Origin of the sequence: Chryseobacterium sp. MIQD13 (assembly GCF_050496705.1) — a bacterium.
In the GTDB taxonomy this organism is placed as follows: domain Bacteria; phylum Bacteroidota; class Bacteroidia; order Flavobacteriales; family Weeksellaceae; genus Chryseobacterium.
Genome location: NZ_JBNWAF010000001.1, coordinates 589308 through 611312 on the forward strand (window position 1 = coordinate 589308; position 22005 = coordinate 611312).

The window sequence follows — 22005 nt, forward strand, 5'->3', positions numbered from 1 at the left end:
TTCACTGCCTTTCTCAAATCTCTGTTGCAAAGATTGTTAAGCCAGCACATCATAGTCGGTTATAAACTATTTAAATTCATTTGTATTCGTTTGTTGTCGAATATATTTCGATAATTTTTAACAAATTTTGCTTCATTAAACAGACATATGGCCTCAATCAATTTGATATAGTCATATTTCTTTTAATTTAAAAAATTCACTTTTCTTTTTCATCAAGAGATAAAAATTAAACTTTAATTCTACTAAGTAAAATTTTTAAATGTTCTTGTCATTTTTATTTAATTATCCTCACAACGACAGTAATAAAAAACCATTGGAGAAATATCATTGTGTCAGTTTTATCCATTTGAAAATGGATAATTCCGTATCTTTGATCAAATATCATCTATGAAAAGGAACATCAATATTTTTGAGTTTCCTCTCAACCTGGGATTAAAGAAAAAAGATCATGAAACTGAGCCTGGAGTCAGAAAGCTTCCGGACTGGCTCAGAAAATTTGATTTTCACAAGAAAATCAATCCCGATCATATTTTCAGATTAGACGCTCCGGAATATTCCATGGAACTTGATCAGGAATCTGGTGTCTTAAATTCTTTATCTATTATTGATTATGCTCAGAAGCAGGCAGATTTTATATTAAACAATCATAAAGACAACAGTTTCAACATTTTGCTTGGAGGCGACTGCAGTATTCTGATCGGAACTGCTCTGGCCTTAAAGAAACTTGGAAATTTTGGGCTTTTTTATCTGGACGGACATACTGATTTTATTCTTCCCAACCTTTCTTCCACTAAAGCCGTTGCAGGAATGGATCTAGCTATTATTACCGGATTGGGACATGAAAAATTAACTAATATTCAAGGACTTAAACCTTATTTTGAGGAGGAAAATATTTTTTGTGTCGGCAATGCAGAAACAGATGATGAAGAATATGTAGCACAAATCGTCAATTCTTACATTCATTATTTTGATCTGACACAAGTTAGAAAAAATGGTTTTAGGAAAACAGCTGAAGATTTCTTAAAAATGACAGGAATAAAAAATCTGGATGGTTTTTTTATTCATTTGGACGTTGATGTTCTGAAAGACGAGCTGATGCCTGCTGTAGACAGCAGAATGGAAGATGGAATTGATTATGAAAATCTCAGAGAAATTTTGAAACCACTGATTCATTCTCCTCTATGCTTTGGAATAGAAATCACTGTCCTGGATCCGGATTATGATCAGAAAGGTATGTATACTCAACCATTTGTAAAAAATTTAATTCAAATAATAAAAAATAAAGAAGATTAATGAAGAAGACTATAAAAAGAACATTCAGGGTTTCAAAATATGTAATTTATAAAGAGACGCTGGTTGATTATAAAGAACATTTCTGGTCCTTTTTAGGAGCATTTGTCGGGATTGGAATCATTGCATTTATTCAGTCCCATACTTTAGCGGCAACTGAAAATATATTCCTGATCGGTTCATTCGGAGCTTCAAGTGTTCTGATTTATGGAGCCATTCAAAGTCCGCTTGCCCAACCCAGAAATCTGGTGGGTGGACATGTTATTTCAGCTCTTGTCGGTGTTACCGTTTATAAGATAGTTCCTGACATCATCTGGCTTTCTGCTCCGCTGGCTGTAGCTTTTTCCATTGTACTGATGCAGTATACCAAAACCCTTCATCCTCCCGGCGGGGCAACAGCATTAATTGCAGTAAGTTCTACAGGAAAAATTCCTGAACTGGGATACTGGTATGTTCTTTCTCCTGTCTTATCAGGATGCATTATTCTTTTACTGACTGCTCTTTTATTTAACAATATAACCTCCAACAGAAGTTACCCTTCCCATACCAGGTTTAAAAGGTTATTAAGGAAAAAACATGAACACATGCACAATATGAAAAAATAAAGTATGAACTGTCTCGAATGTGGCGAAAAAATTATCGGAAGGGCTGATAAAAAATTCTGCAATGATGCCTGCCGGAATGCCTACAACAATAAGCAGAATAAAGACTCTACCAACCTGATGCGGAATGTTAACAATAAGCTCCGCAAAAATTACCGTATCCTTTTGGAGCTGAATACGGACGGCAAAGCAAAAATTGCAAAATCAAGGATGGACGGCTTGGGTTTTGATTTCGATTATTTCACCAATCTGAAAGTTTATAAAAATGGCTCTGAATACAGGTTTATTTATGATTACGGCTATAAACTTCTGGAAGATGATTTTGTATTGATTGTAAAGAACCAGGCTTAATATTCCACACTATTCTTAAATATTATACCATGAAAGAAATCGTTCTGATAACCGGAGCCAGCGGCATGATCGCACAAAAGCTGTCAAAGAAAATAGAAAAAGAATATACGGTAAGGTTCCTGACCCGTAAAAAAAGACATGACAATGATTTTGAATGGGATATCAGCAACGGAACGATGGATGAATCTGCTCTTGACAATGTTTCCCATATTATTCATCTGGCGGGAGCCAATATTTCAGAAAAACGCTGGACCAGCGAAAGAAAACGAGAACTGATATCCAGCCGTATAGATTCCGCAGGACTTCTTTTAAAAACTGTAAAAAAGAAGAAAATAAAGCTTAAATCTTTCATTTCTGCTTCAGGAATCAATTATTACGGAACTGTAACTACGGATAAGATTTATACAGAAAGTGATCCTCCGGGAAACGATTTTCTGAGCGAAGTTGTTGTTTTATGGGAAAGAGCTGCTGATGATTTTAAAGAACAGAATCTGGCAGAAAGAGTCGTTAAAATACGTACAGCCATTGTTCTTTCCAAAGAAGACGGTGCATTGAAGAAGATGATTCCCACCATAAAGTATGGTATCGGATCAGCTTTAGGAAATGGGAAACAATATATGCCATGGATTCATATTGATGATATTTGTTCCATCTATGAATCTGCTTTGAAAAACCAGGATATGGATGGAGCTTACAATTCGGTTTCACCTCAGCCTACAACGAATGAGAATTTAACTAAAAAGATCGCTGAAGTTCTCAATAAACCATTATTTATGCCTAATGTACCTGCATTCGTTTTAAAAATTATATTTGGAGAACTGGCGGATGCTTTGCTTGAAGGTTCCAGAGCTTCATCACAAAAGATACAGGATACAGGATTCCAATTTAAATTTCCCGATCTGAAGGGAGCTTTAGAAAATTTATTAATCCATCATCAGACAAAATAAATATTATTTAAAAGATTTAACACATATATGTACACACCAAACATTAACATTATTAAAACAGAAATTCTTTCTGACAACTGGTACACCCTGAAAAAAGTTACATACACAATCGTAAAAAAAGACGAAACAGCAGAAACCCAGAGCAGAGAAGCATATGACAGAGGAAACGGAGCAGTTATCCTTCTTTACAATAAAGTTTCAGGTTCTGTGATCTTAACCAGACAATTCAGACTTCCTACTTTTATCAACGGAAATACAACAGGTATGCTTATTGAGGCCTGTGCAGGCTTGTTAGATAATGATAATCCTGAAGAATGTATCAAAAGAGAAACTGAAGAGGAAACGGGCTATAAGATATCAAAGGTGGAGAAAGTGTTTGAAGCATATATGTCACCTGGGTCTGTAACGGAAATCCTTCACTTTTTCATTGCAGAATATTCTCATGAAATGAAGATTACAGACGGTGGCGGGCTTGAAGAAGAGGGTGAAAATATTGAGGTTTTAGAACTTCCTTTTAATGATGCTCTTACAATGATAGACAACGGAGGGATTATGGATGCAAAAACCATTATGCTGCTACAATACTTACGTATCAAAAACATCGTATAGAAAACAGATGAAAAAAATAATACCGGTGCTGGCTCTATTCACTCTATTCTACTGTAAGGAGGAATCTCAAAAAGAAAATAAAAAATCAGCCAGAAAAGAGATTTCTGAAGCTCCGGAAACTGCAGTTGTAAAAGATATTGTGTTTACTGAATTTAAGCCAGAAAGTATTTCCGGTTTAAAAATCAATGGATTTGATATTGAACACGCATTTTCTGTAGAAGGAAATCATATCGTAACAGGAAATTATAAGCCTATTGACGGTAAAATGACTCTGCCTGACACTGAAAATGATTGGGGAAACAGACTTTTAATGCTGAACAGTAAAAACGAAATCATCTATAAATCAAAAGGAATCGGGGATGCTTATCTGTATGAACCTTATTTTTATAAGAACAATCAAAACGGAAATATCATTATAGTTTGTCAGCAGGCATTTGAATATTTCTTTGGCGGTGATACATTTTTATTGGAAAAAGGAAAAATAAAGCATATTGGAAATCTGGATATTGAACCTAAAAATGAGGAAAAGAAGCTAACTGATATTTTAAAGATTAAAGAATCTGATAAAAAAATCATTTTTACTTTTGATACGGATTCATTAGTGTTGAAGCCCGGAAATGAAGACATGATCATTAGAAACAATAATGTGAAATATGTATATGACCATCAATCATTAAAACTATATCAATAAGGTGCCAATCAAGATCATAAGGATATTGGCTGTCATTGCAGTTTTAATTTTCAGCATTCTGATGCTGAAGACCATTTCCCAATATACAGGTTTTGATAAAAATGTAGGCTTCCTTATGTTTAAACAGAAAGTGGTCAGCAATCCCTACTGGATGGCATTTTTTTACATTCATATTTTTTCAATCATACTTTGCCTTCTGGCTGGGCTGACCCAATTTTCCAGTAGATTTTTAACTGAGAATAAGAAATTGCATCGGTTGATAGGAAGAGTTTATGTTTACAATATCCTCATCATTAATGTTCCGGCATGCTTTGTACTCGGATTATTTTCGAATGGCGGAATGCTCGGGATTACAGGATTTCTGCTGCAGGATATTATTTGGGCATACTTTACGCTTGCTGCAGTTCTTTTCATTAAAAAGGGAAAAGTTTCTGAACATAAAAAATATATGATCTTAAGTTATGCAGTTACAGTTACAGCCATTACTTTCAGGATCATTAAAAACCTGTTTTATCAGGAAAATCTTTATGATTATGAACTGTTTTATGGATTGAATGTCTGGGCTTCCCTGATCATTAATCTATCTGTAGCCTATTTCATCATCAGAAATCAAAAAGTATTACCGTTCAAAACTTACGTTCATCATAAAAATAACAAATGAGATGAACAATAAAAGTGCGTATGAAGCAATAAAGATCAATCCGTTCCAGATCGTTGCATGCTGAGATTTTGCTGTCCATCGGTTAAAAAAACGCATAACCAGGTAAGCTAAGCCCATAATTATCAGCAAAATAAAAGCAAGAAAAAGCAGTTCCATAGATATTAATTTATATCAAAACTATTACTTTAAAATTAAAAAACAATAACCTGGCAAATATTTATAAAAAATGATCATTCCTGAAAAGCTGAAAGCTATATTATCAAATTCATATATCCGGGTTTTAATGCTATTGATTCCTTTCTACTGTTTTGAAGGTTTCCTTTTAAAACCTTTCATCAGAGAACATTATCTGAAAACAGATTTGGATGCTTTTAAGATTGATTCGTGGAAATATATATTCATGATTACAGCCGTTATAGCCATTGTTATAATTATCCTTTCAAAAGCTAAAAAAATTTCCCAGATCATTATTGTCATTATACTTTCTACAATTTTAACTTTCAGTTTAAAATCATTAATATCCAATATATTATTGTTCATTAATTATCATACTGAGATCTCTCAGACAGTTCAGACTTATGAAATAATTAGCCACAAAAAAGCAATGGTTTTCTGGCTTAATGCAGGAAAAAATAACTCTATCTATGAAGATGGTGAAATACATCTAATTGATAAAAAAAGAAAAACAAAAGACTTAAAATCTATTTTTGAATATAAAACAGGTGATACCGTAAAAGTTAAGTTAAAAAAAGGGATTTTTAATGTAAATTATCTTAATTAGGCAGATATAAACTTTATTTAATCTAAGTTCAAAAATTTAATTTTTAACAATTAAAGCCTCCGCCTGTTTTTTCAGGCACTGCTTTTTGTAAACAAATATTCCCTACATTTGTTCTGAAAATAGTTCTTTAACATACTTCATCAAACAGAAGAGGTTTTACATAACGTAGATTAATAGGGAATCGTGTGAGAATCACGAGCTGTCGCGCAACTGTAAGTAACACACCAAAAGTTTTTATCCGTGAATATCCACTGCCAAAAGCGGGAAGGATGATAAAAGCCGTTACAAGTCAGGAGACCTGCCTATTCTGAATTGACAATGCTTTCGCGGTCTGAAGCTTCAGGTCATACAGATGATACTTTTTTGAACGTCCTTTTCGTTACAGGGAAAATTACGTCCTCATTGTATCCATTTATATCCTCAAAATTCTTTTCCGTCAGCATTGCGAAGCATTCTAAAAGAGCTTTTAAAATCATCATTGTTTAATTTAAAAGTTTAAGAACATGCAAACGCACATTCTTGGCAGCCCGCGTATTGGCCGCCACAGAGAACTCAAAAAAGCCTGCGAGCAGTATTGGTCAGGCAAAGCATCATTAAATGAACTTCTGGAAACCGGAAAAAACATCAGTCTGCAAAACTGGAAAATGCAGCAGGAAGCAGGAATCGATCTTATTCCCTGTAATGATTTTTCCTATTATGATCAGGTTTTGGATATGACTCTGACTGTAGGAGTTATTCCTGAACGTTACAAGGAAATTGCATCAAGATCATCCAATTCTGAGCTTGATTTGTATTTTGCAATGGCCAGAGGCTATCAGAAAGAAGATCTCGACATTACCGCTATGGAAATGACAAAATGGTTTGATACCAATTACCATTACATTGTCCCTGAATTTCAGAAAAACCAGCAGTTCAGATTGTTTTCAAAAAAAATCATCAGTGAATTCATCAGCGCAAAACAAGCTGGAATAAAAGCAAAACCTGTTATCATCGGCCCTTTGACTTACCTTTTACTGGGTAAAGAAAAGGAAGACGGTTTTGATAAACTGGAACTTATTGAAAATCTGCTTCCAGTATATATTGAAATTTTAAAAGAACTTGAAAATCATGGTGCCACATGGATTCAGTTTGATGAACCGTTTTTAGCTCTGGATCTTACCGAAAAAGCAAAAGAAATTTATCAATCGGTTTATACCGAAATCAGAAACCAATTCCCGGATCTTAAATTGATCATCGCAACTTATTTTGAAGGCTTAAAGGACAATCTTTCGTTAGCGGTTTCGCTTCCTGTAGATATTCTGCATATAGATCTTGTACGTTGTCCTGAACAATTGGATGAAGTCTTAAATACCATCCCTGAAACACTGAGCCTTTCATTAGGAATTGTAGACGGAAGAAATATCTGGAAAAATGATTTTGAAAAATCTTTGGGCTTCATAGAAAAAGCAGTGAATTCTATTGGTTCGGAAAGGGTTTTCATTGCTCCGTCATGTTCTCTCCTCCACTCGCCTTTCGATCTTGATCTGGAAACCAATGAGAATACATTATCTCCTGAAATCAAGCAATGGATGGCCTTTGCCAAACAAAAAGTATATGAAATTACTGCCTTAAAAAAGCTGGCTTCCGGAAATGCAGATTATCAGGCTTTACAGCAATATGCAGAAAATAAAAAAGCTCTTGATAACCGAAAAATCTCTGCATTGATTCACAATCAGGAAGTAAAAAACCGCGCAGATGTAACCACTGAAGATGATGCTCAAAGAAACAGCCCATTTAATATCAGAAAAGAAGATCAGCAGAAAGTTCTTCAGCTTCCTCTTTTTCCAACTACAACTATTGGTTCATTTCCTCAGACCAAAGAAGTAAGAACCTGGCGGTCAAAATTCAAAAAAGGAGAACTGACCGCCGAGCAATATGATAGTCTGCTTAAAAAAGAAACAGAAAGAACCATCCGCTGGCAGGAAGAAATCGGAATAGATGTACTGGTTCACGGAGAATTTGAGCGTAATGATATGGTGGAATATTTCGGAGAGCAGCTCTCAGGATTCGCTTTTACTCAAAATGGCTGGGTTCAGAGCTATGGAAGCCGATGTGTAAAACCTCCGGTGATTTATGGTGATGTTCACAGACCTCATCCGATGACGGTTTATTGGTCTGAATATGCTCAATCTTTAACTCAAAAATGGGTAAAAGGAATGCTTACAGGTCCGGTAACGATCCTGCAGTGGTCTTTTGTCCGCGATGATCAGCCCCGTTCTCTAACCTGCAAACAGATTGCATTGGCTATCCGCGATGAGGTGAATGATCTGGAAAAAGCAGGAATCAGGATTATCCAAATTGATGAACCCGCTATCAGAGAAGGACTTCCGCTCAGAAGATCCGAATGGCAGGAATATCTGAAATGGGCTGTAGAAGCTTTCAGGATCTCAGCTTCCGGTGTAGAGGATTCAACCCAAATTCATACGCACATGTGTTATTCTGAATTTAATGATATCATCCAGAATATTGCCGATATGGACGCCGATGTGATTACTATAGAATGCTCCAGAAGTCAGATGGAACTGCTGCAGGCTTTTGCAGATTTCAAATACCCGAATGAGATCGGTCCGGGAGTTTATGACATCCATTCCCCGAGGGTTCCTTCAAAAGAGGAAATGATCTTTTTGCTGAAAAAAGCACAAGCTGTTATTCCGGCACAGCAGCTTTGGGTGAATCCTGACTGTGGTTTGAAAACACGCCACTGGGATGAAACGGAGAAGGCGCTGATTGCAATGGTAGAAGCCTCAAAAGAAGCAGCTGCAGCTTATGTAACTCAGGAAAAGCTTAAAAACCATTGGTTATAGACTCAATACTATAGATCCCAACTTTTTGTTGGGATTTTCTTTCCGGTTAATATTTATCCGAAGACAAATTCCCCAAATAAAAAATAACCGTATTTTGATTCCAATATTAATATTCACAATCAGTATAAAAGCCGGAATAAAGTAAAAATGATTACTGAAAGATCCATATCAGAAATAAAGAAATTTATAATATATTTCGTAAATTAGTATCAATAAGTAAAGTAATTATTTTATCCAAAATGAAGGCAATTATAAAATATTCATCTTTTAAAGAGCTAAAATCCAATGAGCATGATCTACTGGATAAGGAGTCTGTGGATAAAAAACATAAGAAATTCGAAAAATTCATTAAATCCATCCAAAAAACTCCACCTAAAAGCAGCTAATCTATATGGAAGATGATTTCAAAATAAGTCTGGTGTCCGTCTGTGAAATTTTCGAAAAGCATGCTGTACAGTATATGATTATAGGCGGAACAGCTGTTGCTTATTATGGTCATTACAGACCTTCCACCAATATGGATGGTACCATTTCCGGGAAACCTGATATTGATATCTGGTATAATCCGACTTATGAAAATTATTTCAGGTTGATTAACGCAATTGAAAGTCTCGGAAAAGATGTCACAAAATACAGAGCAGAAAGTAGCCCAAATCCAAAAAAATCATTTTTTAAACTGGAATTACCTGATTTTACTTTAGATCTTCTTCCAGGAACCCGTTCTGCAATAACTTACTCAAAAGCTAGTCTCAGAAAGGAAGTTATACAGCTGGATGGCGTAAATATCAACTTTATCAGTCTGGACGATCTGATAGAAGATAAAAAATCAAGTGGACGAAAAAAAGATATTGAAGACATCAATGAACTCAGGAATTTAAATGATCCTGATTAAAAAGAATACATGTTTGGTATCTTTTCCATAACATTTCCATAGCATCAAATAAATTAATAATGAATAACTTACAGTTTTTCAAATTAAATTCCCTAATTTTGCACCCCGAAATAAAGGATCATCATTATGAAAAAATTAGGCGAATACAGAAAACTTCTCGAGGTTGACAAAAATGTTACATTGAAGGAGTTAAAAACAATTTACAGGAATACGATGAAAGATTCTCATCCTGATAAATTTGCAAATGATGAAGCAGGTAAACTGGAAGCAGAAGAAAAAAGCAAATCTGTAATTGAAGCCTATCACTTTTTGGTGAGCATCAACCCTGAAACACAGGAAAAATATAAAGAGGAATATACTGAAACGATAACAAAATCTAATATTCAGGATTTTTATCTTGAAAAAGCAATTTTAACGGTTCAGCATCTGAACGGAAAAATGTATGAATACATCGGGGTTCCGAGAAACACTTATATAAAAATGGTTAATTCTGATTCTCCGAGCCGTTTTGCAAGAAGACATATTTACGGAAATTTTACCTACAGAAAATCTGGTGAGGCAATGGCAGATTAATTCTCTCCACATATAAAATACAAAAGCTTTCGGTACATTCCGGAAGCTTTTGTATTTTTATTTTAACTTAAAAATGAAAATAACATGAAACTTTTTCTGCTCTTATTTTTTAATTCAGCTCTATTATTTGGGCAACTTAATAATGAAGAACAAAACCGGATAAAACTTAAAAATTACAGTCACCTGGACAGTATAAATGTGTATTCAAGTAATTATCCCACCAAACTCATTGAAGGTTCTGGATTTATAAAAGATAAAAAGAACAAAACTATTGGCACCATAGGTTATAGTATTCAAATTACAAAAGATACCAATGATAAGATTATCCGGGTTTTAAAATCTGAATCCACTCATTATGAAAAGTATAATAAAAAACCTCAAAAAAGTATAATCAGTATAACTACAATTTATTTTAATGAATTTCAGGAACCTGATTTGGCAAAAATACATCAAATACATTGATATCAAATTCATTAGTAACAAGCAAAACCAAACTTTTTAATTTTAAGGATGATAATATGAACTCTCCTGAATTTAGAAAAGTCAAAGAAGTATTAAAAGTTATAAAATAAAAACCGTATCAAAAGTGATACGGTTTTTCGGTTAATTAAGGTTAAAATATTTTAGTCTACGTGCTTAGGAGTATATCCGTCTTCACTTAGTTCTTTGTGTACATAATCTGCTTTCATTTCAGCTTCATAGTCTACTTTTTCATGTTTACCCATTCTTCTTAGAATAGAATCAAACAGAGAGTACACTACAGGTACGATAATCAAGGTAAGGAATAGAGACGATGTCAGACCACCAATAACTACCCATGCAAGACCTTTGTTCATCTCTGCTCCTGCTCCGGTTGCCAATGCGATCGGTAACATACCGAAGATCATCGCAATCGTAGTCATCAGAATCGGACGAAGACGGGCGTGGTTAGCCTGAACCAGTGCATCATGTGTATTCGCTCCTGCGGCTTTTCTTGCATTCGTAAAGTCGACAATCAAAATCGCGTTTTTCGCAACAAGACCAATCAACATGATCATACCCAACATCGTGAAAATGTTCAAAGAGTTGGCAGTTAAAGCAAGGATTACCATTACCCCGATCATTGCCAAAGGAATTGAGAACAATACCACAAACGGATATACAAAACTGTCATACAATGAAACCATTACCAGGTATACCAATACGATAGCTGCCAATAAAGCAATTCCTAACGTACCGAAACCTTCCTGCTGGTTTTCCATATCTCCACTCCAGATGTAATCTACTCCTACAGGTTTATTTTTACTGTCCATGAATTGGTTAGCCCATTCATTTGCCACGTCACCTACAGGTCTACCAACAGCTTTAGCTCTTACTTTTACAGAAGGAGATTTATCTCTACGTTCAAGCAAACTTGGTCCTGAACCCATTTTCACGTCTGCAAACTGGCTAAGACGGATCTGTTGTCCCTGAGGGTTTGTAAACATTAAGTTCTTAACATCATCAATAGACTGTCTGTTTGCATCCCCAAAACGGATATTAATGTCGTATTCATATTCTCCTGCTCTGAATTTTCCGTCTGTATTTCCGTTGAATGCAGTCTGCATCGTTTGTCCTACACTTGAAAGATTCAGACCTAAAGAAGCCATTTTATCTCTGTCAATATTCACCTGAACCTCCGGATTACCTGTATCCGTAGATAATTCAGCATCTACTGCTCCAGGAACTTTTTTCAATAATTCTAAAATTCTTGTCGCTTCTTTTACCGCTGTTGCGTTATCCGGAGCGGTTACCACCATTTCGATCGGAGCATTTTCTGCCCCCATAATACCGATTGGAGCGGTTTTGAATTCAACTCCTGTGAATTTCTCTTCTAAAGCTCTTTTTACTTTTGCAGCTTTGATGTTGGTACTTTCAGAACGTTCAGACTTATCTGTTAAGTTTACCTGAACCTCAGACTGGTATGTTGTTGCCTGAGCTCCACCAAAACCTGTAGACTGCTGCCCTACTGTTGTGATCAGATCAACAACATCTTTATCGTTTCTTAAGAACTTCTCAACGTCCAATGTTAACTGGTTAGTCTTTTCAACGGTAGCATCTTTTGATAATTCCATCTGAACAAGGAACTGACCTCGGTCAATTGGCGGGAAGAATTCTCCTCCGATAAAACCGAAAGCTACTAACATGAACGAAGCAATCAGGATAACAAAAGTTATAATAACAGTAGATATTCTTCTTAAAGTGGATTTCAGACACCATTCAAGGATTCCTGTAATCCAATGCGTGAATTTATCAATTAAACCTTCAAACCAAAGGATAAATTTCTGGAACCAGTTTTTACCTGTTAAATGCTCAAGCTTACCGAATCTTGATGATAACCAAGGAATGATGGTAAAGGAAGCCAATAGTGACAACATCGTCGCAATAACTACGGTGACGCAGAACTGGGCAAGGATATTGGCCACAAGACCTGAACTCATCGCAATCGGTAAGAATACCACCACAATTACCAGCGTAATCGCTGCAACGGTAAACCCAATCTCGGAAGCTCCGTCATAAGCCGCTCTGATCTTACTTTTACCCATCTCCATATGACGGTAAATGTTTTCAAGTACCACAATCGCGTCATCCACAAGGATACCTACCACAAGTGACAGACCCAATAAACTCATCAAATTCAAGGTATATCCCATCAGGTTCATTCCGATAAATGTTGCAATCAATGAAGCCGGAATAGAAACCATTACAATAAATGCGTTTCTGATACTGTGAAGGAATAATAACATCACAATTGCCACAAGGATAATTGCCAGGAATAAGTCGAAAATAACGTGGTTCGCAGATTCAAGGGTAAAGTCTGTAGTATCATTTACCACTTTTACCTTTATTCCCTGAACTTTATAAGCTGCTTCTACTGTTGCAATTGTTTTCTGAACACTTTCAGATACGGCAACTGCATTGGCATCAGACTGTTTTTTAACCTGCATCAAAATTGTAGGAAACTGGTTGAATCTTGCTACTTTTTCAGCATCTTTCTGTGAGTCAAAAACTGTTGCAATATCAGATAAACGTACCTGAGCTCCATTTTTATTGGAAACCACAAGGTTGTTCATTTCCTGAGTAGACTTATATTTTCCTGATAATCTGATGGTAGATTTTGAAGTTCTTGTCTTCAAGCTACCTGTCGGGAAATCAAGGTTGGATGAAAGAATTGCCTGCTGTACGTCTGAAATTGAAAGTCCGTAACCCTGCAGTTTTTTCTCATCAAGATTCACCTGAATCTCTCTCTCCTGTCCACCTACAAGGTCAACCTGCGCAACACCGTTTACACGGGAGAAAATAGGTTCAATTTTTTTATCTAAAAGGTCATAAAGATCCTTACTGTTCAGCTTATCAGATGAAACACTCATCGTGATAATCGGTAAATCGTCCAAAGAGAATTTGTTCAGGGATGGTGCGTCCACATCATCCGGAAGGTCTGCCAGGATTGCATTTACCTTTCTCTGAGCATCATTCAAAGCGTAGTCTACATCTGCTCCGTCATTCAGCTGAACCATGATTACGGATAAACTTTCGTATGAAGAGGATTCTACTTTCTTTACGTTTTCCAGGGAACCAACGGCATCTTCGATCTTTCGGGTAACGGAAGTTTCCACCTCTGCAGGCGAAGCTCCGGGATACACCGTAGAAATCGTTACCATGTTGGTTTCAAACTTCGGAATCAATTCGTACCCCATCATGGTGTAACTCAAGATCCCACCCAAGGTAAGTATCGTAAATAATACGATAACCAGCGAGGGTCTTTTAATGGATATTTCTGCTAACTTCATATTCCTTCTACTTTATGATATTCACTTTAGAACCATTATCTAAGTTGATCTGTCCGCTTGTTACTACCTGCTCTCCTCCATTCAATCCGCTTAGTACCTGAACTTTATCTCCATATACTTTTCCAACGGTTACTTTGATAAGTTTAGCAGCACCATTCTGAACAACAAACAGCTGACCTGAACTTACTCCATTTACGAATGCTTCTGCAGGAACCGTCAACATATTCTGAGTTTCTGCTCCGTTGTTTGTTTTGAATAAAGCTGTAGCATACATACCCGCTTTTAGGTTTCCTCTGTTCTGAACTTCAATTTCAACAGGGAAATTTAAAGAAGCATCACTTTTCGGAGCAATAAATGTAATTCTACCTGAGAAAGAATCTTCAGGCAATACATTCACATTAATCGGAACTTCCTGACCCAGCTGAATTCTTCCGATCTGGCTTTCGTCTACTAAAACAGATAGTTTTAAACTGTTGATATTAACAATTTCAAACATAGAGCTTCCTACTGAAACTACTGTTCCCGGCTCTACCATTTTTTTGTTGATGGTTCCGCTAATCCCTGCACGGATGCTGGTATCATTAACTCTTACCCCCTGAGCTCTTACAGCTGCCTGTGCATTTTTCAACTGCAATCTTGAGTTGTCTACCTGCTGTTTTGTAACACCTCCTGTTTTAAAGGCATTTTCGTAACGCTGATTATCAACAATTGCATTTTGAAGATTATTCTGAGCCTGGGTTATATCAACTTCAATAGCATCTCTTTTAATAGTTGCTAAAGTCTGACCCGCAGAAACTCTTGATCCTTCTTTTACCAGAACATTTACGATACGTCCTGCAATTTCAGAAGACTGATTCATTTCCTGCTTTGGAAGGAAAGTTCCGTTGGCTGAGTAATCTGTATCAATATTTTCTCTTGCTACGGTTACAACGTTTACATTAATTTTATCTACCTGCTTGGCAACTTCTTTTACTTCCTGTGTCTGTTTCTCTTTGTTACCTGCAATCTTGTATGCCGCCAGACCAATAAGTACAGCTGCTACGATGATATATATTAAAGTTTTTTTCATTTTAGTTTATTATAAGTTTTGTAGTGTGTTTAGTTCTCCTTTAGCTTTGATCAGCTTGATCTCGGCCTGCTTGTAATCCAGCAATGCATTTGAATAATTCTGTTTCGCCTGTGTTAAAGCATTTTCAGAATCCAGTACTTCAGTAAGCGTTGCCAAACCATATTGATAGTTTGACTGTGTATTTTTCTGTACTCTTTCAGCAAGATCCACATTATCTTTCATGCTTTGAATATTGATTATAGAATTCTCCATATTGGTAATGGCATTTTTATAATCCAAACTCAAGCTTAGCTGTGTATTCTGAATATCCTGATCAATATCCTGAATATCTATTTCCGCCTGCTGAATTTTAGCTTTTGTAGCACCACCCGTGAAAATAGGAACATTGATGTTCAGACCTACCGCAGAGTAATCGCTCCAAAGAACTCCGTTGCTAAGACCATTCGTTAAAGGAAATTTTTTCCCCATACCGGCCCATCCGTAGTTTGCCGTAAGATTCACTGTCGGATAAAGATAGGCTTCCGTAGCTTTTTTGTTAAACTGCAGAAGTTCTCTGTTTTTATTTAATACTTTAAGCTCTGTACGATCATCAAGGTTTAAATTACTTGCAAGCAACTCAGGTTTTGGTTCAATTGTTTTTTCTTCAAGCTCAATATCTGTACTGATAGGAACTCCCATATAAAATTTCAAAGCATTTTTTGAAAGTTCAACGGAATTGATCAGCTGTTGTTTATTTGAACCAATATTGGTAAGCTGTACATTGGTACGATCCAGATCGATAGCCTTTGCCAGACCGTTATCTACTAAGCTTTTAATCACGTTTCTTACTCTTTCTGTATTGGCGTAGCTGGCTTCTACTGTCTTCAGATTTTCCTCCTGTACAAAAACCTGATAGTAGGCTGTTGCTACGTTTTCAATAATCTGCTCATTGGTGAGTTGAGCATTCAGAACGTAAAATTCTCTTGTAGATTTCGCTGCTTTAAGACCTGTGAAAACTCTTTGGTCAAAAATAGCCTGCTGAAGCTGTACAGAAGCAGTAGAACTCCAAGGCTGTCCCAGCTGAGCTCTTATTTTCTCACCGCCAAATTCAAGCAATGACTCCTGAATAACAGGATTATAAGTTAACCCTGCTGTAGCACTGATCTGTGGTAAGGCACCGGCTCTGGCTTCATCAATTTTGTATTCAGCTTTTTTGATCTGCAATGCTGCTTTTTTGGCTTCTGCCTTATTCTGCAGTGCCTGCTTGATGGCTTCCTGTAAAGAAACCTGCTGCTGGGCAGATACTGATGAAAAGCCGAAAATCATAAATGCTGCAGCTATCCCAATTTTTAGCTTTTTAGCAGTTATACGTTTTCTTTTCATAATTTTATACTTCGTTTATTTTTTTAATGTAGTTTTTCTCGTCGATGTTTTTATTTCTAAATGACGAATCATTTCATAAAATACTTTAACATTTTTTTAATTTTTGAAAAGCATGTTGATAATGATCTCTTTTCTTTCGGAAATAATTTTATCGTATTCTTCATCACTGATCATCAGATTCTCCATAAACAGAGGTCTTACGGCACTTGGAAAAACAAGCAACGAAACCATATTCAGAATAAACTGAACAGGAGCCATTTTTTCAATATTTCCCAGTTCCATTTCTTTTTCGATGTCTTTGTAAAGAGTTTCAAGTACATCTTCTTCAATATCTCTCTGATTGCAGTTTCCTTTGTTGATCTGTGAAACGATATAGGTTTCCAGATACGGATACTGAAGGCTTGTAGAAAGGCTGCCTTCTATAAACTTGCTGATCTTTACTTTAAAAGGCAGATCTGCATTCTGAATGATCTTAGATTTTTCCTGTTCCACCCGTTGAGCTTCATCAAAAATAATCTGGATCAGATTATCTCTGGAACGGAAATAATAATTAATCAGTGTTCTGTTCACTCCGGCTGCATCTGCGATCTCCTGGGTAGTAGCATCAAACTTCCCTTTCACAAAGAATAAATTCTTCGCTGTCTCTTTGATCAATTCCTGTGTTTGGTCTTTTTTCGCTTGATTTGACATTATTGTTAAACAATTTTGTGCAAATGTAAATCAAATTCTGTTTTTGACAAAATTGTTAAACAAAATAATTAAACAAAATTGTTATGATTTGCATCATGTTTTTTGGTATTCAACCTGAGAGTTTCAGTATGAGACCGATAGAGAATGTCTGTATTTCTAGGCAGAAAGGACATCAGGCAGATAGCCTGGATAAGGAATAATAGTAATGGTAAAAGAAAAACGGGCAGAAAATTCTGCCCGTTTTATTTTATAATAATTTTATCTTATCTTCTGAAATATCAACGATCTTGTCTTTATAAAGCCCGCCGAGTGCTTTTTTGAAATTCTTTTTACTCATCTGAAGCTCATCTTTGATTTCTTCAGGGGAAGATTTATCGGAAAGATAAAGAAGTCCGTAATTTTCTTCCAGTTTATTGAGAATTTTCTGTTTAAATTCATCTATATTCTCAAAACCTTCAGGCTGTAAAGAAACGTCAATTTTACCATCTTCACGAATCGCTTTGATATAACCGCTTTCTTCTGATAAAGGATACAGCTTTTTAAATACATCTGACGCATATACAAGCCCGATATATTTTTTGTTGATCACCACGTTCCAGCCCAGCTCACTTTCGTTCATCATTAGTAGGTCTACTTTATCCCCTTTTTGAAAAGGAAGATCCTGATACTGCGGATTTCTTTTGAATTTTGTAGTTCCGGTAATCAGTTCCAGATCTTCATCTACATACAGATAAACCAGATATCTTTTTCCTTCAATAATTTTGGATTTCTGCTGCTTGTAAGGAATAAAAAGATCTTTTATGATTCCCCAATCCATGAAAGCTCCGCTCGGAAGACTTTGAACACAGCTCATTACAGCGTACTCACCTACCTCAGCTAATGGAATTTCAGTAGTTGCCTTTAATTTACCGTCATCCTGATAAACAAAAACTTCAACATCATCATCAATTTCTTTTTCATCGCTGGTGAAAACCTTAGGCAGAAAAGCTTTTTCGCCCGATTCATCCGTCAAGATCCATCCTGAATTGTTTTTATCTGAAATTTTTAAAGTCTGGGTTTTTCCGAGTTGCATTGGATATAAAATTAGCTACAAAGGTACGGAAAATTGAAGATTTTAAACTATACATCCTGTTTTCCTCTTTATCTTCCGCTATTGTGCTACATTAAAATGAGTCTGAATGTCTTTTAATTTCTCGTCTATCTTATCCAACAGCTCATCAGAGAGATGATGAAGGTTAAAATAGTTTTTCAGTGTAGAAGCCAGCTGATCCGGCCCTGAAATCTCTGAACTTTCTTTTCTGCCGTCATTCCGGCGGACATTCAATGTATTATTAAAAAGAGCGTATCTGGCTTCTTTATCTACCCTTGTAATCATCAGAAATTTAATGAATACGGAGCCCGGACCGGTAGCAATATACCAGTTTGCCATTTCCAGATCTGAGAATTCTGCCTCTTCCAGTGTAAATTTATAGATTGGCAGCCATTCATCCTTTAAAACTTCAAGTCTGTAAAAACCATCTGTGTTGATGAGTCTGAATAGCCCGTTTGGTGTTTCCTGCTCAATATCTGTTTTCAAGACAATCGGGGAAGTAAGGGTCATGGAACCGAAGCCGACATCAACAAGGTATTTAACATTATCAATATCCGTGGTAAGCAGCATATGAGAACGTGCAGTTCCGGTTCCGTCTTTACTGCCCCATACGACTCTCGCCAGATGTATTTTTATACTGAAACCAAGACTTTCCAAAACATTTTTGAACAATAAATTCTGTTCGTAGCAATACCCTCCTCTCTGAAGCTTTACCAATTTGTTGAATATATCTTCGGCCTGCAATGAAGGTACCTTTCCTGTAAACGAATCCATATTTTCAAATGTGATATTTTCAGGATGCAGGCGGTGAAGTTTTTTCAGAAGTTCTAATTTCCCGATATTGTATTCCAGGCTTCCTGATCCGATTCTTTCTAAATAAAGATCCAATTCCTGATTTTCCATAATTTAAAATTTATTCTTATTCAAATATCGGGATTGTTGGTATTTAAAAATAGGTCAAAAGAGAGAATTATATGGACAAATCAATCATTTTTTCTATACCGCAAAAAAAGAGAAGCTTGTGCCTCTCTTGTATTTATTTCGGGAGCTGTGGAGCTCTCATTTTGTATTGATAACTGTGCAGTGTTTTCAGAAAGTTTTCCAAATCCGTGAGTTCAGTATCGGTAAGATTCAGTTTTTCCAGCATACCGGATTTTTTCGGGGCCAGCGGGCTGTCTCTGTTTCTTTTTTCGTTCGGCATTCCTGCGTTGTACATATTCAGGACTCCCCTGATGTTTGGAAACAGGCCATTGTGCATATAAGGAGCCGTCTGCGATACTTCTCTTAAAGTAGGTGTTTTAAATTTTCCTACATCTTCATTCTTTTTACTGATATTATAAAGCCCGAGATCTTCATATTCTCTTCCGAAATAGGTAAGACCTACATTATGAAATTTCTGATCTGAAAAGTAAGGTGTATTGTGGCAATTGATACAGTTCGCTTTTGTTCTGAACAGATGAAGTCCATTAATCTCCGAATCCGTCAGTATATCCTTCTCACCTCCAACAAATTTGTCAAACTTTGATTTTGGACTGATAATCGTTCTTTCAAAAGTAGCAATGGCTTTAACGATATTTTCTTCTGTAATTTTATCATCACCAAAAGCTTTCTGAAAATACTCTTTATAACCTTTGATCTTAGCAATCCTTTTCACAGCCAGCCTTGAATGAAGATTCATTTCCACCGGATTTTCTATAGGTGCTTTTGCCTGTTCTTCCAGAGTTCCAGCCCTTCCGTCCCAGAAATATTCTCTAGCGTAAATAATATTCAGGATGGTAGGTGTATTTCTTGTTCCCTGCTGCCTGTCGTGGCCATAAGCTACCCTTCTTCCGTCTGCCCAGGCCAGTTCAGGATCATGGCAGTTGGCACAGGAAATCTGTCCTGATGCGGAAAGCCTCGGATCAAAGAAAAGCACTTTTCCCAGCTCTTCCTTATCTTTGGAATAAGGATTGTCTTTGGGAAACTCAGGTTTGGACATAGGACCTATATCTTTAAACCCTTCTTTGGCTTCATCAAATAAATGAGGTTTCGGCCAAAGGTCCTGATTTCCGCTTCCATACAGGTCTCTCAATTCCTGATTGGTATACCCCTTCCGGATATTCCCAAAATCAGAAAAGGAATAAATGGCAAACAATACTGCCGAAAGCGGCAAAAAATATTTCTTCATCTTCTAATAAAACAAGGATATGCCCGCATTAAAATACAGATTCGGGTTTCCGTTGTATTCTGTATTCTGTTCCAATCTTTTGTTCAGTGCGAACAGTGTTGCAAAATTAGTAAATATTTTCAGGTCTGTTTTAGAAGTTACCTTCTGATAAAACTGAAGTCCGAACTGAGGTCCCATTTTTGAAGTACTGTCGAATTCATGATCGTTCCGGATCACATTATCATACAGCAAAGTATTGGACGATGCCGTCTGGTAATCAAGGCTTGTACTTAAAGGAAAATAAGACATTGCTCCTACTTCCAGATTTACTTTCTGCTTGTCTGTAAAGTAAATATCTTTATTGAATTTCAGATTAATGTTCAGGCTTTTCACATATTTATACGTTGCACCAAGAAGGTCAATTGCGGAAAAGTCGCTGTAAACTGCTTCCAGTGTAGTTCCCAGCTTTATTTTTTCGCCTTCTCTCAAAAGAAAATGGTTGGCCGTTGCTACTCTGTCCAGTGTCATCCTGTAGTTTTGCCCGAACTCTGCATTATTGTAATTGTCACCTGTAATACTTTGGAAATTCACGTTGGACATGAAATCCATCTTGTCACCTTTGTACCAGTAATTGGCATCCGTACGGTAATTGACCAAACGGTATTTCATTTTTTCCAGGCTTTCGTCAAAGTAGGTAGATCCTACTGCTGAATTTCTTTTTTCACCATCGTTTCCGAAAAGGTCCTGCATTTTTTTGCTGTAAGAAAAATTGATGTTGAAGAAATTTCTTCCGTTCTCAAATGCATATCCGCCTCCAAAGTTTTTATCAGTAGTTCTGTAACTGTAATCCGTATACGACGGGAAATAAATCAGCCTGCCGTATCCGTTGGAAAATCTTACATAATAATCGTTATTTGCCGGTGCATTTACAGATTCATTCACTGCCATCAGATCGTAGGTTTCAGATTTCCTTCCCAAACCTCCGAAAACTGAAAGCTGATGTTTTCCCAAACGATACCCTGCAAATAGTTTCCCTGAATAATCTGCTGTATTAATGTCCGGTCTCGGATCAGATTTTCTGTATGAACTCTGGTTTTTATAATCAATCACAGCTCCAAGTTCAAGGCCTTTCCAGGGATTATAGGATATACCTCCCTGCACATGATAATTTTGTGTTTCCCAATTGGCTTTTTTGGGTACAAAAAGGTAATTAGGGTTCAGAACGAACTGATCTTCTGTTCTTCCGTTGGTAAGGTTAAAACCAAGATTTTTTTCTGTGATGAACTGATAGTCAAAACTTCCTAAAAGTCTTAATTTTTCAGAGATATTGAAAATCCCCTGTGTTTTAAATCCATATTCGTAAGAGCTTTCTGCGGTCTGTACCCTTTTCATATTGAGGTCTTTTACCGTAGCACTCAGTTCTGTTTCCGTAAAGTCTGAAAACTTCTGTTTTGAAAACTGGATCGGGTTTTCCCAGATTCTGTCTAACTGATTATAATAAACCTGATTTCTCGGAATAAAAATACTGTCATGCAGCTGTGCAGAAACACAACCGAATGACAGCATAGGAATTACATATAAAGTCTTAAATTTCATTTT

Annotated in this window: 21 protein-coding genes and 1 riboswitch; of the genes, 12 read left to right on the forward strand and 9 right to left on the reverse strand. The window is 36.4% G+C overall.

All coding sequences use genetic code 11. From position 1 onward, the window contains the following. Nucleotides 1–387: 387 nt before the first annotated feature. The 8 genes from ACQWU4_RS02840 to ACQWU4_RS02875 all read left to right on the forward strand — a co-directional run bounded on the left by ACQWU4_RS02840 (nucleotide 388) and on the right by ACQWU4_RS02875 (nucleotide 5932). A complete protein-coding gene (locus ACQWU4_RS02840) occupies nucleotides 388–1293 on the forward strand; it encodes an arginase family protein (protein WP_429934250.1) in 906 nt (301 codons plus the stop codon). Next, nucleotides 1293–1895, forward strand: coding sequence for an HPP family protein (locus tag ACQWU4_RS02845; RefSeq protein ID WP_429934251.1), 603 nt, complete (start codon nucleotides 1293–1295; stop codon nucleotides 1893–1895). The genes ACQWU4_RS02840 and ACQWU4_RS02845 overlap by 1 nt, the downstream gene beginning before the upstream one ends. 3 nt (nucleotides 1896–1898) lie before the next feature. Then, nucleotides 1899–2243 carry a hypothetical protein gene (locus tag ACQWU4_RS02850; RefSeq protein ID WP_429934252.1) on the forward strand — a complete coding sequence of 115 codons (345 nt, stop codon included), beginning with the start codon at nucleotides 1899–1901 and terminating at the stop codon, nucleotides 2241–2243. 29 nt (nucleotides 2244–2272) lie between these two features. After that, on the forward strand, nucleotides 2273–3190 hold the full coding sequence (locus ACQWU4_RS02855; protein WP_429934253.1) for a TIGR01777 family oxidoreductase: 918 nt from the start codon (nucleotides 2273–2275) through the stop codon (nucleotides 3188–3190). Between the two features lie 27 nt (nucleotides 3191–3217). Further along, nucleotides 3218–3799 (forward strand): GDP-mannose pyrophosphatase NudK, encoded by a 582-nt coding sequence (nudK, locus tag ACQWU4_RS02860; protein ID WP_429934254.1) that lies wholly within the window; start codon nucleotides 3218–3220, stop codon nucleotides 3797–3799. 7 nt (nucleotides 3800–3806) lie between these two features. After that, a complete protein-coding gene (locus ACQWU4_RS02865; protein ID WP_429934255.1) occupies nucleotides 3807–4490 on the forward strand; it encodes a hypothetical protein in 684 nt (227 codons plus the stop codon). A gap of 1 nt (nucleotide 4491) precedes the next feature. Beyond that, complete coding sequence (locus ACQWU4_RS02870; protein ID WP_429934256.1) at nucleotides 4492–5151, forward strand: DUF2306 domain-containing protein; 660 nt, start codon at nucleotides 4492–4494, stop codon at nucleotides 5149–5151. 226 nt (nucleotides 5152–5377) lie between these two features. Beyond that, nucleotides 5378–5932 (forward strand): hypothetical protein, encoded by a 555-nt coding sequence (locus tag ACQWU4_RS02875; RefSeq protein WP_429934257.1) that lies wholly within the window; start codon nucleotides 5378–5380, stop codon nucleotides 5930–5932. A gap of 134 nt (nucleotides 5933–6066) precedes the next feature. After that, a riboswitch (cobalamin riboswitch) is annotated at nucleotides 6067–6252 on the forward strand. A 24-nt stretch (nucleotides 6253–6276) separates the two neighbouring features. Here the strand turns inward: ACQWU4_RS02875 and ACQWU4_RS02880 are convergent. Beyond that, on the reverse strand, nucleotides 6277–6411 hold the full coding sequence (locus tag ACQWU4_RS02880; protein ID WP_429934258.1) for a hypothetical protein: 135 nt from the start codon (nucleotides 6409–6411) through the stop codon (nucleotides 6277–6279). Between the two features lie 24 nt (nucleotides 6412–6435). Here ACQWU4_RS02880 and metE point away from each other — a divergent pair, with 24 nt between their 5' ends. The 4 genes from metE to ACQWU4_RS02900 all read left to right on the forward strand — a co-directional run bounded on the left by metE (nucleotide 6436) and on the right by ACQWU4_RS02900 (nucleotide 10702). Beyond that, nucleotides 6436–8775, forward strand: coding sequence for a 5-methyltetrahydropteroyltriglutamate--homocysteine S-methyltransferase (metE, locus tag ACQWU4_RS02885; RefSeq protein WP_429934259.1), 2340 nt, complete (start codon nucleotides 6436–6438; stop codon nucleotides 8773–8775). Between the two features lie 391 nt (nucleotides 8776–9166). Then, complete coding sequence (locus tag ACQWU4_RS02890; protein WP_429934260.1) at nucleotides 9167–9667, forward strand: hypothetical protein; 501 nt, start codon at nucleotides 9167–9169, stop codon at nucleotides 9665–9667. Between the two features lie 126 nt (nucleotides 9668–9793). Continuing rightward, nucleotides 9794–10240: a KTSC domain-containing protein gene (locus ACQWU4_RS02895; RefSeq protein ID WP_429934261.1), complete on the forward strand. Its 447-nt coding sequence runs from the start codon at nucleotides 9794–9796 to the stop codon at nucleotides 10238–10240. 84 nt (nucleotides 10241–10324) lie between these two features. Next, on the forward strand, nucleotides 10325–10702 hold the full coding sequence (locus ACQWU4_RS02900) for a hypothetical protein (RefSeq protein WP_429934262.1): 378 nt from the start codon (nucleotides 10325–10327) through the stop codon (nucleotides 10700–10702). A gap of 161 nt (nucleotides 10703–10863) precedes the next feature. Here ACQWU4_RS02900 and ACQWU4_RS02905 read toward each other — a convergent pair whose 3' ends face one another. The 8 genes from ACQWU4_RS02905 to ACQWU4_RS02940 form a co-directional block, all read right to left on the reverse strand. Beyond that, complete coding sequence (locus ACQWU4_RS02905; RefSeq protein ID WP_429934263.1) at nucleotides 10864–14049, reverse strand: efflux RND transporter permease subunit; 3186 nt, start codon at nucleotides 14047–14049, stop codon at nucleotides 10864–10866. Between the two features lie 7 nt (nucleotides 14050–14056). Further along, a complete protein-coding gene (locus tag ACQWU4_RS02910; RefSeq protein WP_429934264.1) occupies nucleotides 14057–15118 on the reverse strand; it encodes an efflux RND transporter periplasmic adaptor subunit in 1062 nt (353 codons plus the stop codon). Between the two features lie 9 nt (nucleotides 15119–15127). Beyond that, nucleotides 15128–16480 carry a TolC family protein gene (locus ACQWU4_RS02915; protein ID WP_429934265.1) on the reverse strand — a complete coding sequence of 451 codons (1353 nt, stop codon included), beginning with the start codon at nucleotides 16478–16480 and terminating at the stop codon, nucleotides 15128–15130. 96 nt (nucleotides 16481–16576) lie between these two features. Further along, nucleotides 16577–17170 (reverse strand): TetR/AcrR family transcriptional regulator, encoded by a 594-nt coding sequence (locus ACQWU4_RS02920; RefSeq protein WP_429934266.1) that lies wholly within the window; start codon nucleotides 17168–17170, stop codon nucleotides 16577–16579. 247 nt (nucleotides 17171–17417) lie between these two features. After that, nucleotides 17418–18242, reverse strand: coding sequence for a CvfB family protein (locus ACQWU4_RS02925; RefSeq protein ID WP_429934267.1), 825 nt, complete (start codon nucleotides 18240–18242; stop codon nucleotides 17418–17420). 78 nt (nucleotides 18243–18320) lie between these two features. After that, on the reverse strand, nucleotides 18321–19163 hold the full coding sequence (locus ACQWU4_RS02930; protein WP_429934268.1) for an arylamine N-acetyltransferase family protein: 843 nt from the start codon (nucleotides 19161–19163) through the stop codon (nucleotides 18321–18323). 133 nt (nucleotides 19164–19296) lie between these two features. Continuing rightward, nucleotides 19297–20427 carry a cytochrome-c peroxidase gene (locus ACQWU4_RS02935; protein WP_429934269.1) on the reverse strand — a complete coding sequence of 377 codons (1131 nt, stop codon included), beginning with the start codon at nucleotides 20425–20427 and terminating at the stop codon, nucleotides 19297–19299. 3 nt (nucleotides 20428–20430) lie between these two features. Beyond that, complete coding sequence (locus tag ACQWU4_RS02940) at nucleotides 20431–22002, reverse strand: DUF6850 family outer membrane beta-barrel protein (protein WP_429934270.1); 1572 nt, start codon at nucleotides 22000–22002, stop codon at nucleotides 20431–20433. Nucleotides 22003–22005 lie beyond the last annotated feature (3 nt).